This is a genomic window from Aureimonas sp. AU12 (assembly GCF_001463705.1).
In the GTDB taxonomy this organism is placed as follows: Bacteria; Pseudomonadota; Alphaproteobacteria; order Rhizobiales; family Rhizobiaceae; genus Aureimonas.
The window spans coordinates 53,502-66,096 of record NZ_BBWH01000004.1 but is presented as its reverse complement, the minus strand read 5'-3'; the positions used below and the strand labels follow the sequence as shown (position 1 = coordinate 66,096).

At 66.9% G+C, this 12,595-nt stretch carries 10 protein-coding genes; 8 read left to right on the top strand and 2 right to left on the bottom strand.

The genetic code is table 11. The annotated features are described in order from the left end of the window. The 3 genes from AUL33_RS01865 (at position 1) to AUL33_RS01855 (ending at position 2,705) form a co-directional block, all read left to right on the top strand. The gene (locus AUL33_RS01865; protein ID WP_192843120.1) at positions 1–1,245 is read left to right on the top strand and encodes an O-antigen ligase; all 1,245 of its coding nucleotides are present in this window, start codon (positions 1–3) and stop codon (positions 1,243–1,245) included. After that, positions 1,242–1,790, top strand: coding sequence for a DUF721 domain-containing protein (locus AUL33_RS01860; RefSeq protein ID WP_062203073.1), 549 nt, complete (start codon positions 1,242–1,244; stop codon positions 1,788–1,790). Before AUL33_RS01865 ends, AUL33_RS01860 begins: the two co-directional genes overlap by 4 nt. A 180-nt stretch (positions 1,791–1,970) precedes the next feature. After that, the gene (locus AUL33_RS01855) at positions 1,971–2,705 is read left to right on the top strand and encodes a DsbA family protein (protein ID WP_082652247.1); all 735 of its coding nucleotides are present in this window, start codon (positions 1,971–1,973) and stop codon (positions 2,703–2,705) included. 298 nt (positions 2,706–3,003) lie between these two features. On the opposite strand, the gene metC is transcribed toward AUL33_RS01855, so the two are convergent. Further along, positions 3,004–4,182, bottom strand: coding sequence for a cystathionine beta-lyase (gene metC, locus AUL33_RS01850; RefSeq protein ID WP_062203071.1), 1,179 nt, complete (start codon positions 4,180–4,182; stop codon positions 3,004–3,006). 207 nt (positions 4,183–4,389) lie between these two features. Here metC and AUL33_RS01845 point away from each other — a divergent pair, with 207 nt between their 5' ends. The 5 genes from AUL33_RS01845 to AUL33_RS01825 all read left to right on the top strand — a co-directional run bounded on the left by AUL33_RS01845 (position 4,390) and on the right by AUL33_RS01825 (position 10,384). Next, a complete protein-coding gene (locus AUL33_RS01845) occupies positions 4,390–5,409 on the top strand; it encodes an amino acid ABC transporter substrate-binding protein (protein ID WP_062203069.1) in 1,020 nt (339 codons plus the stop codon). Positions 5,410–5,492: 83 nt separating this feature from the next. Beyond that, on the top strand, positions 5,493–6,692 hold the full coding sequence (locus AUL33_RS01840) for an amino acid ABC transporter permease (RefSeq protein WP_062203376.1): 1,200 nt from the start codon (positions 5,493–5,495) through the stop codon (positions 6,690–6,692). A gap of 10 nt (positions 6,693–6,702) precedes the next feature. Next, entirely contained in the window at positions 6,703–8,202 is a 1,500-nt protein-coding gene (locus tag AUL33_RS01835) for an amino acid ABC transporter permease (protein WP_062203067.1), read from the top strand. Positions 8,203–8,294: 92 nt separating this feature from the next. Next, on the top strand, positions 8,295–9,083 hold the full coding sequence (locus tag AUL33_RS01830; protein WP_062203374.1) for an amino acid ABC transporter ATP-binding protein: 789 nt from the start codon (positions 8,295–8,297) through the stop codon (positions 9,081–9,083). A gap of 128 nt (positions 9,084–9,211) precedes the next feature. Next, entirely contained in the window at positions 9,212–10,384 is a 1,173-nt protein-coding gene (locus AUL33_RS01825) for an AI-2E family transporter (RefSeq protein ID WP_244491881.1), read from the top strand. 109 nt (positions 10,385–10,493) lie between these two features. On the opposite strand, the gene AUL33_RS22915 is transcribed toward AUL33_RS01825, so the two are convergent. Beyond that, the gene (locus AUL33_RS22915) at positions 10,494–12,560 is read right to left on the bottom strand and encodes an OmpA family protein (protein WP_280137793.1); all 2,067 of its coding nucleotides are present in this window, start codon (positions 12,558–12,560) and stop codon (positions 10,494–10,496) included. Positions 12,561–12,595: the final 35 nt, after the last annotated feature.

The window sequence follows — 12,595 nt, the reverse complement described above, 5'->3', positions numbered from 1 at the left end:
ATGCGCCGCGTCTTCCTTCTGCGTCGGCGGATCGATCCCTGGATTCTCGGTGGCGGCATGGCGACGCTGGCGCTGATGCTGGGCACCGGCAAGGTCGCGTTTCTCCTCTTCGCGGTCTGTGGCCTGTATCTGGCTGCCATCCGCCACCGAACGCTGCGCCAGTTGCCGCCGGCCTTCTCCGCCGTGCTGGCGGCCTGGGCAATCTGGCAGATCGCTCTCAGCCTCCTGCGCGGCGAGCCTGTCTCCGGCAATCGCGTCCTCTCCTATGCCGCAGTGGAGCTGGCGGTAGTGTTCGTGCCCCTCGGCCTCTGCCTCGTTCCGCGACCGCTCGACGCGCTGGCGAACGGCGCGCGGGTCGGGTTGCTCGCGCTTCTGGTCGCCACGCCCGTTCAGTACGCCATGATCGGCGGACGCGTCGGGCTCGGCGCGAACGAGGCGATCTTCGCCTTCGTCGCCGGCGTCGTCGGCATCGCCGCCCGCTTTCCGGCGGCGCGGCCTTGGCGCTGGCTGCCGAACAGCCGGATCTGGACCTATCTGGCGAGCGTGCCCATCGTGCTCAGCGGCACGAGGGCGGCTCTCGTTCTCATGTTGATGACCGGTGCCTTCGATCTCTATCGGCTGGCGGCCCGCCGCTCCGCCGCCGGCAATCCGCGCCGTTCGCGGGTGATCCTCGGCGTGATCGCACTCGTGCTGATCGTCGGTGCCTATCCCGCGGCGACGATGATCGGCGCGCGTTTCGAAAGCGGCGTCGCCGAGATCCAGGCCTTCGAGGCGACCGGCAAGGTGCAGGGATCGGCGGACGTGCGCCTTGTCATGTGGCGCTCGGCGGCACAGGTTCTGGCCGAACACCCGCTGCTCGGCGTCGGCGGCACGGTGCGAATGGAGCGGGTGGGCGAGAAGGCCGGCGCCAACGCCTACATGGTCACCTACTATCAGCACCTGCACAATCTCGTCTTCGACGAGGCGCTGTCGAGCGGGCTCATCGGTCTCGCCCTGCTCTTCGCCGTCTTCGCGACGTTCCTGCGCACGGTCTTCGCCTCGACGCGGACCCCGTTGCTGCGCGAGACCTCGGTGGTCCTCGTCGCTTTCCTCTTCCTGTTCGGCAGCTTTCATGGCGTCCTTCTCAACGAGTGGACGCTGATCGCCGTCTTCGGCACGATGGCGACGCTCCTGACCTCGCTGCGTCGGGTCGAGCTCGCCGATCGCGCGAGGCTCGACACGGCACGAGAGGGCCAGCGGCGATGAACAACCGGACCGGACGCGGTAAGGACGACTGGCGGGCACCGCGCGGTGCGCGTCCCCTGGCCGATCTGGTCTCCGCGCTCGTCGATCCCATCGTCGCCCGCAAGGCCGGCATGACGGCCGGGCTCCTGGGGGCCTGGCCGGAGATCGCGGGGCTTCGCCTGCAGGAGGGATGCCGGCCCGAGAAGTTGCACTGGTCGAAGGGCAGCGGCGCCGATGACGGCTCGTTCGAGCCCGCGACGCTCGTGGTGGCCTGCGAGGGCGCGTATGTGCTGCGCCTTCAGCACGAGTCGCGCGAACTGATCGCCCGGGTGAACGCCTTCTTCGGCTATCCCGCCGTGTCGAAGCTAAAGATCGTGCAGCGTCCTGTCCGCATCGAGCGGCCGAACCGCAAGGTGCCGATCCGGCCATTGACGGCGGGAAACCGCGCCGAAATCGCCGAGGCGACCGCCCGGATCGAGAGCCCTCGGCTGAAGGCGGCGCTCGAGCGGTTCGGCGAAAGCATCATCGGCCGCAATGCGGCACGCCCCGGCCAGCCCGAGGACTGAGCACGGCACCAGTCCCTGCGGTCACCGCAAATTGCGGAACGCCGAAGCGGTTTCCGTTGGTTTTGCCACATTCCTTGCGCTAGGTCGCTCGGCCGGCCGGGTCATGCTTCCGGCCGGTGGCTCGATTCTCCCTCGTCGTCTACTCGCCGCCCGATGCCAACTCGAAAGGCCGTCGCCTCCATGTCCGTGATCCCGACCGCATCCGCCCCCCGTTCCGGCGCATCGTGGCGCCGCCTGATGCTGGCCGGCGCGGCCGGCCTCGTCCTCGCCATGGGCTCGCAGGCCGGCGCACAGACCGCGACCGGGACACCCGCAGCGAGCGCGCCTGCCACGAACCCTGCCGCCGCAACCGCGCCGTCCCCGGAGGGCACCGTAGACGTCGCCAAGCTGATGGCGCCGCAGGCCCTGCCGGACATCATCGTCGGCAAGGCGGACGCGCCGGTCACGATCGTCGAGTACGCCTCGATGACCTGCTCGCATTGCCGCGACTTCCACTCCGAGTCCTATCCCGCGCTCAAGCAGGACTATCTCGACACCGGCAAGGCCAAGCTGATCCTGCGCGAGTTCCCGTTCGATCCGCGCGCGCTCGCCGCCTTCATGCTGGCGCGCTGCTCGGGCGAGGACAAGCGGACCGCGATGGTCGACGTGCTCTTCGACCAGCAGGCAGAATGGGCTGCCGCCGAAAACGCCTCGGTGGCGTTGCTGAAGATCGCGCAACTGGCCGGCATGTCGCAGGACCAGTTCACCACCTGCCTCAAGGACACCGATCTGCAGAGCAAGGTCGTCGCCGTGCAGGAAGCCGGCCAGAAGGATTTCGGCGTCAGCGCGACGCCGACCTTCTTCGTCAACGGCGAGAAGTATGCCGGCGCCCTTTCGGCCGACCAGATGGCCGCGATCATCGAAAAGCACCTCTAAGCGCTTGGCGCCCAAGGATCGCCTTCGGTCCCAGGATCCGTCCAGGGGGCATGCGCAGTGAGGCATGCCCCCGGGTCGGACGGACACTGACGGACAGAGACCGGGTTCGTCCCGCCGCCTTGCGTTCCCCCGAGGTGCGGCCGCCGCCCCACTGGCCCGCAGGCCGACGATTGACTGGCCCGTCTGATCAAGCTGGGTCTCAGCCGCGGCGCGCATCTTCCGGCGTCGATCGCCTATGGCTCCGGACATCCTCGAAGCCATAGGCCCATCGCATCGGCGCCAAGACCGCAGGCCGAGCTTACAGCGCTGCCAGCGCGGCGAAGCCGCCTTCCAGATCGGCGCGGAGGTCGGCGACGTCCTCTAGCCCGATCTGCAGCCGGATCACCGGCCCCTCGAGCGGGGCCTTGGCGACGACGCGGTCGGACAGCCCGACCTCGAGCGCCAGGCTTTCGAATCCGCCCCACGAATAGCCGAGGCCAAAGATGCGCAGCGCGTCGAGGAAGGCCGCCGCGGCGCGTGGGCCGCCGCCGTCGAGCACGATCGAGAACAGACCGCTGGCGCCGGTGAACTGCCGCTTCCAGAGATCGTGTCCCGGGAACGAGGGGAGGGCCGGGTGCAGCACGCGCGCAACCTCCGACCGTGTCTCCATCCACTGCGCCAGTTCAAGCGCCGCCGCTTCGTGTGCCTTCAGCCGCAGCGCCATCGTCTTGAGGCCGCGCAGCACGAGATAGGTGTCGTCGGGCGACACGTTGACGCCGATCTGCATCTGCGCATCCCGCAGTCGATCGAAGGTCTCGCGGTTGGCCGAGACGCTGCCCATCATGACGTCGGAGTGGCCACCGGGATACTTGGTCAGGGCGTGGATCGAGAGGTCGACGCCGTGATCGAGCGGGCGGAAGAACAGGGGGGTCGCCCAGGTGTTGTCGATCATCGACACCGCGCCGCCGGCCCGGGCGATGCCCGCCATCTCGGCGACGTCGAGCATCTCGAACGTGTTGGAGCCCGGCGCCTCGAGGAACACCACGCGCGTGTTCGCCCGCATCAGGTCCTTTAGCCCGGCGCCGACGGCGGGATCGAAATACTCGGTCTCGATGCCCATGCGCGTCAGCAGGGTGTCGCAGAAGAGCCGCGTCGGACCGTAGACGCTGTCGACAACGAGGCAGTGGTCGCCGCTGCCGAGGAAGGCGAGAAGCGGGAAGCTGATGGCGGCGAGGCCGGAGGGAACGAGGATCGTGCCGTGCGAACCTTCGAGATCGTCGAGCGCCCGTTCAAGCGCGTCGGTCGTCGGCGTGCCGCGCAATCCGTAGATGTACTTCTGGTCCCGGCGCCGCATCGTCGCCGTGTCGGGGAAAAGCACGGTCGAGGCGTGGACGGAGGGCGGATTGACGAAGCCGAAGAACTCCGAAGGATCGTAGCCCGTGTGGAGCAGGCGGGTCGACGGGCCGGCGTGCGGGCCGAGCTTGCTGGGATTGCTCAAGGCAAGTGCTTCCTGATGAGTTCGCGGGCAATTGAACAGTCAATCGACTTTCGCTGTTGGAAAAAAGCGCCAGAAGCTTGACCTGCAAATTTATATGGCATGTGATCGCGCCAGATCAGCCGTTGGATTCTCGTTCGGTTGCTCCTTGGTCGCGATCGTCTGGTCGTACGGCATCTTTCTTTCCTGTTTCAAGACGAAGGTATCCTGATGAAACTGAAGCTTCTGACTGCCGCGCTTTGCCTTTCGGTCATGGGTGTCGCCGTCGGCGGTGCCTCCGCCACGACCCTCGACGACACGAAGGCGCGCGGCACCGTCCGGTGCGGCGTCAACACGGGCCTTCCCGGCTTCGGCTACCAGAACGATCAGGGCGAGTGGGCCGGCCTTGACGTCGACTACTGCAAGGCGATCGCCGCGGCGGTCTTCAACGATGCCTCGAAGGTCGTCTACTCGCCGCTCTCCGCCGTTCAGCGCTTCCCGGCGCTGCAGAACAGCGAAGTCGACGTCCTGTCGCGTAACACGACCTGGACGATGAGCCGCGACACAGCGCTCGGACTGACCTTCGCCGGCGTCAACTTCTACGACGGCCAGGGCTTCATGGTGAAGAAGGCGCTCGGCGTGAACTCGGCGCTGCAGCTTTCCGGCGCGACCGTCTGCGTGCAGAGCGGCACCACGACCGAGCTCAACCTCGCCGACTACTTTGCCTCCAACAACATGCAGTACAACCCCGTCGTCATCGAGGCGCAGTCGGACGTCAACAGCGCCTATGACAGCGGCCGCTGCGACGTTCTGACCACCGACCAGTCCGGCCTCTACGCCTCGCGCCTCGAACTTGCGACGCCGGACGATCACATCGTCCTGCCCGAGCTGATCTCGAAGGAGCCGCTCGGACCGGCCGTCCGCCAGGGCGACGACCAGTGGTTCAACGTCGTCAAGTGGACGCACTTCGCGCTGCTGAACGCCGAGGAGCTCGGCGTGACGCAGGCGAATGTCGAGCAGATGAAGCAGTCGCCCAATCCCGAGATCCGCCGTCTCCTCGGCGTCGAGGGCACGTTCGGCGCCGATGCCGGCATGAGCGCCGATTTCGTCGTCAACGTCGTCAAAGCGGTCGGCAACTACGGCGAGATCTTCGAGCGCAACGTCGGCCAGGGCTCGCAGCTCAAGATCGCACGCGGACAGAACGCACTGTGGTCGAAGGGCGGCCTGCAGTACGCGCCGCCGATCCGCTAAGCCGGTACCACTCCTCCACACACCATCCTGCCGCCGCATCATGGCGGCGGCAGGAGCTTCGTCCCGCCTGCTGAAGGATGTTCATGAGCGCCGAGATCGGTACGATGCCCCCGCAACGGCAGCGAGAGACGCGGGACTCGATCCTGACGAACCCGCAAGTGCGAAGCGCCGTCATCCAGATCGTTCTCGTCGGAGGCCTGGCGCTCTTCGTCTGGTGGCTGGTCGGCAACACCGCCGACAACCTTCGAAACGCCAACATCGCGTCGGGCTTCGGCTTCCTTCAGACGCGGGCCGGGTTCGACATCTCGCAGGTGCCGATCTCCTACACGAGCGGATCGACCTACGGCCACGCGATCCTCGTCGGCATCGCCAACACCCTGATCGTCGCCGGCACCGGCATCATCTTCGCCACGATCCTCGGCTTCCTGATCGGCATCGGGCGCCTGTCGCGCAACTTCCTGATCCGCGGTCTCTCGACCGTCTATGTCGAGACCTTCCGCAACATTCCCTCGCTCCTCGTGATGCTGTTCTGGTATTTCGGCGTCCTCTCGGTGCTGCCGCTGCCGCGCCAGGCCATCGAATTACCGTTCGACTCGTTCCTGTCCAACCGCGGCCTGCAGACGCCGAGCGCCATCTTCGGACCGGGCGCCTGGGTGACGCTGGTGGCGTTGATCGTCGGCCTGGTCGCGACGATCGTTCTCTCGAAGATCTTCAAACGGCGTCAACTGGCCACCGGACAACGCCCGAGCCTGATGCTGCCGGCGCTCGGCCTGATCGTGCTGCTGCCGATCGTGGTCTTCGCCGCCTCCGGATTTCCGGCGACACTGGATCTGCCGCAGCGCGGCACCTTCAACCTGACCGGCGGCTTCCAGATCAAGCCCGAGTTCCTCGCGATCTTCCTGGCGCTGTCCGTCTACACGGCCTCCTTCATCGCCGAGATCGTGCGGGCCGGCATCATGTCGGTGTCGAAAGGGCAGACCGAGGCCGCCTCGGCGCTGGGTTTGCGGCGCAACCTGTCTTTGCGCCTCGTCGTCGTGCCGCAGGCGTTCCGGGTCATCATCCCCCCGCTGACCTCGCAATACCTGAACCTCACGAAGAACTCTTCGCTTGGCCTCGCGATCGGTTATCCCGATCTCGTCGCGGTGGGATCGACGGTGCTGAACCAGTCCGGCCAGTCGATCGAGGTCGTCGTGATCTGGATGTCGGTCTATTTGGGCATCAGCATCACCGTCTCGATCGTGATGAACTGGTTCAATCGCCGCATGAAACTCATCGAGCGCTGAAGGGTCCGAGATGCAAGACCAGGTCTCTTCCTTCGTTTCGCGCAGCCAGCTTCCGCCGCTGCCGCCACCGGGCGACACGTCTGGCTTTGCGGGACGGGTTCGAACCCATCTGTTCGCAACCCCGTTCGACGCGATCCTGACGGCGCTCAGCCTGACGGCGATCGTCTATGTCGTCTGGTCTCTGCTGCAGTGGGGTGTCTTCGACGCGGTCTTCGTCGGCAGCGACCGCACGGCCTGCATTCCCGCCGAGGGCCGCGAAGTCGGCGCGTGCTGGGCGTTCATCGGCGCGAAGTTCCAGCAGTTCCTGTTCGGCCTCTATCCGCTCGACCAGCGTTGGCGCGTCGAACTCGTCTTCTTCGCCCTTGTCGCGCTCGTCGCCGCGATCGCGATCCCGCGCGTGCCCTACAAGCGGCTGAACGCGATCCTTCTGTTCCTGGTGTTCCCGCTCGTCGCGCTCGTGCTCCTCACCGGCGGTCGCTTCGTCCTGTCGGGCTCGATGATCGCGCTCGTCTTCGGCCTCGGCGCGTTGGCGACGCTTCTCGTCGGCAGCGCGCGCAGCAGCCGGGTCGGCGGTGACATCCTGATGACGATCGCGCGCTGGCTCACGGCCGTCGCGATCATCGTGGCGATCGCCTCGGCCTACGTGACCAGCGACCGCGTCATGCTCTTCAGGTTCCCGTTCACGGTGCTGAGTGCTGCCGCCCTGATTGCGGCGCTCGCCGCAATCGCGCTCGCGGTGGTCGCCACGCTGCGTACGGCCGACGATCGCATCAACCCCCTCTCGCTGCTCTATCCGTTGCTGGCGGCGTTCGCCTTCGTGTTCGTGCTGACCTCGAATTTCGGTTTGCCCGATGTGCCCACCAACCTGTGGGGCGGACTGCTCATCACGCTGACGGTGGCATTGACCGGCATCACGGCCTCGCTTCCGCTTGGCATCGTCTTGGCGCTCGGGCGTCAGTCGCAGATGCCGGCCGTTCGGCTTCTTTCGGTCGTGTTCATCGAGTTCTGGCGCGGCGTTCCGCTGATCACCGTCCTGTTCATGGCCAACTTCATGCTGCCGCTGCTGCTGCCGAGCGGCGTCAGCTTCAACCAGCTGCTGCGGGTGCTCGTCGGCGTGTCACTCTTCTCTGCCGCCTACATGGCCGAGGTGATCCGCGGCGGGCTGCAGGCCATTCCGAAGGGTCAGTACGAGGGCGCCGACGCCATGGCGCTGACCTACTGGCAGAAGATGCGTATGATCATCCTGCCGCAGGCGCTGACCCTCGTCATACCCGGCATCGTCAACACGTTCATCGGCCTGTTCAAGGACACCAGCCTCGTGTCGATCATCGGTCTGGCGGATCTTCTCGGCACGGTTCGCCGCGGTTTCAGCGACCCGCAATGGATCACCCCGGCAACGCCTGCGACGGGTCTCGTCTTCGCCGCCTTCGTGTTCTGGGCCTTCTGCTTCGGCATGTCGCGCTACTCCGTCTTCATGGAACGCCGCCTGTCGAAGGGGCATAAGCATTAGCCTCGCGGGCTCCCAACTCGCGTTCCAAGCCTCTGGCCGGCCTCGATGGCCGGTTCGCCAACCCCTCCCATTCGGAACCAGAGCCCATGTCGATGGATAGCGCCCAGACCGTCTCCCCGCTCGCCGGCGAACCGCAGAGCGGGCTCGGCCCGGTCGCGATCGAGCTGGTCAACGTCAACAAGTGGTACGGCGAGTTCCACGTGCTGCGCGACATCAACCTGCGCGTCACGCGCGGCGAGAAGATCGTCGTTTGCGGCCCATCCGGCTCCGGCAAGTCGACGATGATCCGCTGCATTAACCGGCTGGAGGAGCATCAGAAAGGCACCATCGTCGTCGACGGCGTGGAGCTCACGGGCGATCTCAAGAAGATCGACATCGTGCGTCGCGAGGTCGGCATGGTGTTCCAGCACTTCAACCTCTTCCCGCATCTGACGATTCTCGAGAACTGCACGCTGGCTCCGATCTGGGTGCGCAAGATGCCGAAGAAGAAGGCGGAGGAGGTGGCCATGCATTTCCTCTCGCGCGTCCGCATTCCCGAGCAGGCCAACAAGTATCCGGGTCAGTTGTCGGGCGGTCAGCAGCAGCGCGTCGCCATCGCGCGGGCGCTCTGCATGCGGCCGAAGGTCATGCTTTTCGATGAGCCGACCTCCGCGCTCGACCCGGAGATGGTGAAGGAGGTGCTCGACACGATGGTCGGCCTCGCCGAGGAAGGCATGACCATGATCTGCGTGACCCACGAGATGGGCTTCGCGCGGCAGGTCGCGGACCGGGTGATCTTCATGGATGCGGGACAGATCGTCGAGCAGAACAAGCCGGAGGAGTTCTTCCGCAACCCACAGCATGAGCGCACCAAGCTCTTCCTGTCCCAGATCCTGCATTAGCCACCAGCGCTCGCCGGGAACCAACGCCCGGCGAGCGCGTCCGTCCGCTATCCATCGCCCGTGCGAGCGAAAAGGAACGCACGGTTCTCGCGGCAGTTACCTTCGAGGTCATGGAGGGTACCCGTGTGGTGGAACAAGTCGGCGTACGGGCGGTCTCGCAGTCTCAAACGGCATCGCGCGAGCCCATCCCGGACCTTCAGTCTGTCGAACTGCTCAAGGTTCACTCGGGCCGCCATTGGGCAATCACCGGGATCTTCTTCATCCTGTTGTTCGGCGCCCTGTATCTTGCCGCCAGCTTCGTCCTGCCGGTCGTGTTCGCGCTCCTGTTCATGCTGGTGCTCAGTCCGGTCGTGCGCTTCGCCAAGCGGCGGCTGCACATTTGGGAGCCCGTCACGGCCGGGGTTCTCGTCTTCGGAACGCTGATCGCGATCCTCAGCGCCTTCTATCTCACGAGCGGACCGCTGACACAGATCGCGTCGAGCGCACCGACTTACATCCGCGCTGTGAACGACGAGATCTCGCACGTGCGCGACCGCCTTGCTCGGTTTGCGGATGCGCGGGAGACCGCCCGGGAGGCGACCGGGGCGCCGGCACCTGCGGCGGCCGCACCGGAAAACGTGGTTCTCAACGGGCCAGGACTCCTCGATAACGCCGCCAGCGTCGTGCCGCAGGTCATCGCCAGCATCGGCTTCGCGCTGATCTTCCTGTTTTTCCTGCTATCGTCGGGCAACCTGTTTTATCAGAAGCTCATCGAGTCGATGCCGACCTTCTCCGACAAGCGAAAGGCACTGGCGATCGCCCACGAGATCGAGCGTGAGCTGTCGCGCTACCTCCTGACGATCACGCTGATCAATGCCGGGCTCGGCGTCGCCATCGGAACGGCCATGTGGGTGGCTGGCCTGCCGATGCCCGCCGTGTTCGGCGTCCTCGCCTTCGTTCTCAACTTCATTCCCTATCTCGGCGCGATCGTCGGTATCGGCCTCGTCGGGGTGGTGGGCCTTGCCGATAGCGGCATGTTGAGCGGCGCCATCCTGCCAGCGGTTCTCTATCTCGGCGTCACCTCGATCGAGGGGCAACTCATCACTCCGGTCCTCGTCGGCCGGCGCCTGGAAATGAACGCCGCTGCCGTGTTTCTGGCTGTTGCCTTCTGGGGCTGGATCTGGGGAGTGGTCGGCATGTTCCTCGCCGTTCCCCTGATGGTCGGTGTCAAGGTCTTCGCCAGCTACGTCGACGGCCTGCATCCGCTGGCGAACTTTCTCTCCGCCGAAAAGCAGGATCCTCCGGCCAGCGAGAGCGAATGAAACGCTGCGTCCGTGCGGCCTGACGCGTCCATCACCGATCCGAGTGCGTTCAAGACAGCAATAAGCCGGCCAGCGCTAAGCGTTGGCCGGCTTCTTCATTCGTTGCGGCTTAGTTGGCCTGCGATGTCTGGACCGGCTTCACCAGCGGCGTGATCCGGCGCAGCGTCACCCGGCGGTTCTCGCGGTTTTGCGATTGCGTGGCGACCTTCAGGTCCTCTTCGCCATAGCCCTGCGTGACCAGATTTTCCGAGGGGATCTCGAAATACTCGGTCAGCGCCGACGCGACGGATTCGGCGCGCCGATCCGACAGCGCGAGATTGGCGACATTGCTGCCGACAGCGTCGGTATGCCCCTCCAGAAGGAAGACTTCCGACGGGTTCTTGTCGATCACACGCTTCACGGCATCGGCCAGCGCCTGCAGGTTGTCGACCTCGGCCTGATCGATGTCGGACGATCCGAACCCGAAATTGATCGTGTTCAGGTCGATCCGGCGAACCTTGTCGCGGATGCGCGGCGAGCGCCGCACCTCGTCCAGCGAGTAGATGCGCTCGACCGTCTCGACCGGCGGTGCGACGATCGTATCGTAGTACAGGTCCTCGTCGGGCTCCGCGATGTCGACGATGTAGCGGTCGCGCGGGATCGTCAGCTCGATCGGCGGGAGATCCGCGCCGGCGTCCACATAATAGTCCGGACGCTGCGTATCTTCGGCATAGGGGTCGTAGAAGAGGACGTCCTCGCGGCCGTCCGGCAAAATCCGCGAGCGCTGGATCACGTCGCCGTACTCGTTCTCGATCGTCACGATCTGGACACCGTTCGGACGATCGATCGTCTGGCGCGTCAGCCCCCGGGGGAGCTGCTCGTAGCTGACGTCGCTCGAACCGCGGGCGAGTCGATCATTGTCGTTCGAGCGGATGAAGTAAGCCGCGAGGCCGCCGGCGGCAGCGCCCGCGACGCCTGCACCGACGAGCGAAAGGATCTTCCGGTTGCCGACCTTCTCGACCACCTGAACATTGGGCGGCAGGACCGCGACGGGTGCTGCCTCGACGCGCTGGCCCTGGACGGCCGTCACCGGCTGGATCTGCACGGGCTGTGCCAGTTGCTGCACGCGGGCGTCATTCGCGCCGACCTGTCCTTCCGGAACGGGCGCCGTCTGGATGTCGGCTGCCACCGGGCGCGGCTGCTCGGGCGGTTGAGGCGCGGCCGCCTGTGGCGCCGGGGCGGTCGGCGCAGCAGCGGGCGCTGGCGTGACGCCAGCGGGAGCCGGAGCGGGAGCCGGAGCCGTACCGGCGGGCGCCGGGGCGGTGGGCGCTGCCGGTGCGGGAACCGCCGAACCCGGAGCCGGGATGGGCGGTGCCGCCGGGGTGCCGGGAACCACAGGGACGGCATCGGGCGTTTCCGGTGCCACAGGGCTGACGGGGGCCGTCGGGGGAGCGGCCGGGGCAGCCGGCGCCGAAGGATCGGCATTCGGTGTTGCCGGCTCGGTGCCCGGAGCAGGTGGCGTCGGCGGCACGGGAGCCGTCTCGGCCGACGGCGCTGCGGGCGGTGTGCTTGCGCTGGCTGGCGGCGCCGGCGGCGTCACCGGCTCGGGGGTGGCGGCGGGCGCCGGGCTCGCGTCGGGCGCAGGTGCCGGGGCGGTCTTGCTTCGGGCGGCGGGCGGCGGGGGCGTTTCGGCAGCGGGAGCGGGAGGCGCTTCCACGGCTGGCGCCGGGGGTGCCTCCGGCTGCGGGGCCAAAGCCGGTGCCGGCGCGTCGGCATCGTTCTGTGTGCCGGCATCCACCGGAAGCTCGGCGGGGTCGCCCGCCGGCGCGTTGCGCGGTGCGCCCGTGTCGGGTGCCGACTGGACGCGCGCGGGCGCTTCGTCGGCAGGCGCTGGCGCTGCTGGCGGTTCGTCGGCCGGTGGCGGGGCTTCAGGCGCTGCGGGTTCGGGTGCCGGCGGCGCGGGCTCTGCCGGTGCTTCAGGCGCAGGCGCCTCAGAAGCAGGCGCCTTCGGTGCGGGGGCTTCCGGTGCCGGCGCGGGGGCTGCCTCGGGCGCCGGGATCTCGGGCGGCGCGTCCTGGATCTGCGGCGGCGGCTGCTCGGCCTCCTGCGCCAGCGCGGCCATAGGCCCGCTCAGCGCGGTGGAGGCGGCCAGCGCCGTCACCGTCAGGAAGCGGCTCGTTCTCTTCAAGTTCAACATCAGTCGACCTTTCAATCTGTCCCTTACAGATCCGG

Coding starts and splice junctions, on each gene's coding strand:
- AUL33_RS01860 (WP_062203073.1), top strand. CDS start 1,242: ATGAACAACCGGACCGGACGCGGTAAGGACGACTGGCGGGCACCGCGC.
- AUL33_RS01835 (WP_062203067.1), top strand. CDS start 6,703: ATGCAAGACCAGGTCTCTTCCTTCGTTTCGCGCAGCCAGCTTCCGCCG.
- AUL33_RS01840 (WP_062203376.1), top strand. CDS start 5,493: ATGAGCGCCGAGATCGGTACGATGCCCCCGCAACGGCAGCGAGAGACG.
- AUL33_RS01830 (WP_062203374.1), top strand. CDS start 8,295: ATGGATAGCGCCCAGACCGTCTCCCCGCTCGCCGGCGAACCGCAGAGC.
- AUL33_RS22915 (WP_280137793.1), bottom strand. CDS start 12,560: ATGTTGAACTTGAAGAGAACGAGCCGCTTCCTGACGGTGACGGCGCTG.
- AUL33_RS01865 (WP_192843120.1), top strand. CDS start 1: ATGCGCCGCGTCTTCCTTCTGCGTCGGCGGATCGATCCCTGGATTCTC.
- AUL33_RS01855 (WP_082652247.1), top strand. CDS start 1,971: ATGTCCGTGATCCCGACCGCATCCGCCCCCCGTTCCGGCGCATCGTGG.
- AUL33_RS01845 (WP_062203069.1), top strand. CDS start 4,390: ATGAAACTGAAGCTTCTGACTGCCGCGCTTTGCCTTTCGGTCATGGGT.